Here is a 1666-nt window from a genome sequence, read left to right on the forward strand (position 1 = left end):
GAAGTATCCCATGGTCGTGTCGACGCTGCGGTGATCCATCAATTCGCGTAGGACGTCCACCGGTGTGCCGTTGTCAGCGTGCCGCTGAGCGTAGGAGTGCCGCAATCCGTAAGGAGTGATCATTGATCTGTCGTAGAGAGCTGGGTTTCCGTCATCGTCGAGTCTTTCGTCGACAAGTTCCGGGATTGCATCGATCCAGATGGCGAAGGCCCGGGACCCGAACTGCGCACCGCTCAAGTGCCCGCGGCGAATGTTGTTGCGGGTTCCCGGCGTGGGAAAGAGCCAGTCGCACAGTGTGTCCGGAACAGACAGCGATTGAAGGTGGTCGAGCCATTGGTCGATCACGGTTGCCGTTGCAGTGCTGATCGGCAATCTACGCCCCATTCTGCGACGTTTACGGTTGTCGTAGACGAGTGTGGGCTTGCCGTCGACCCAGTCCAGGCATGAGCGTTTGAGCCCGACGATCTCACTCGGGCGTCGACCGGTGTCCCGGATGATCTGGTAGACCGTCTGATACATCATGGCGTAGTCGTCAGGGTTCCAGCCCGGCGCGGAGTACGTGGAGTGCCTACCCAGCAGCTCGAGGTGTTGATCGAGTTGTGCGATGACATGTTCGGGGATCGTGCGTCCGAAGTCGTCCTCGCTGGTCTCGACCTGGGCAATTGTGTGCGAACGCAGATCGAGTGCGAAGGAGCCGGGGATGTCATCCATTGCGCCCGTGCGGCGTGAGAACTCGAGAAGTCGGCGCCACCACCCGAGCAATGATCGTCGATGGGTGAAGGAATGGGGCTTGCCCTCTCGATCGGCGCTGGTGCGGAAACCCTCGACGACAGCGCTCATGTCACCGTGGTCGAGTAGTTCGGGGTGATCGCCGTTCGTGCGCAGCGAGAGTTGCCGTGAAGCGATTTCGGCGGCATGAACGGTGTGCCGCAGTGTCGTCACGGGTGGGCGTACCTCGCGGCCGAATTGTTTGGTGATCTCTCGAAGCCATCGCTGTCTGATCTCTCGGAAGTCCACAACGCCACCGGCCGCACTGTATCGCCGGTCCGGAGCAGCTTGCAGGCCCACGACGGCAGGTTTCCACACGTCGGCCATGGTGGGATCAGTACCGGAGTACACGACGTGCGCCCGCTGCAGATGTGTGACCAACGACCGGAACACACCACCGGCTGCAGCTCCGAGTGCCTTCTCGAACTGGCGATTTCCGGCGACATCGAGCAGTGAGCGACAATCCGGTGGGAGGTGGGAAACTATGCTGCGGATCCGCATCGGAACCAAGATGATCTGATCACGGTCACGCTGCTGCACTCCGTAAATAATCTCCGCCGCAACAGTGCCGTTCACCTCACTGAGTTCGAAATCGACTTTCGAAAAGGCTTTTTCGTCTCTTCGTGGAACCGAATCGGGGTCGAATGTCCGGTCGAAGAATGAAGGTGAGGTCCCGTTGAGCTTGCGGTGGCGTTCGCACCGCCTGCAACGGCGGTCGAAGATTTCCACGACCGTCATGCATCGGTCGACTCGGCACAGATAGACCGCTGTCATTTCGTTGTCGACGTCTCCGGTGAATACCTGTCGGCGTGAATCCCATTCCGCGACTCGCCATTGCGGGTCGATTCGTTCGATCAACCACGCTTTCCAGGTCTGTTCGTTTCCAGTCGAGAGGGCT

General features: G+C 59.8%; 1 protein-coding gene. It reads right to left on the reverse strand.

Translation table 11 applies throughout. From position 1 onward, the window contains the following. A partial coding sequence (locus G8767_RS34875; protein WP_166814236.1) for a site-specific integrase occupies nt 1-1666 on the reverse strand: 1666 nt, incomplete at both ends.

Origin of the sequence: Rhodococcus sp. IC4_135 (genome assembly GCF_011602025.1) — a bacterium.
Classification (GTDB): Bacteria; Actinomycetota; Actinomycetes; order Mycobacteriales; family Mycobacteriaceae; genus Rhodococcus_F; species Rhodococcus_F baikonurensis.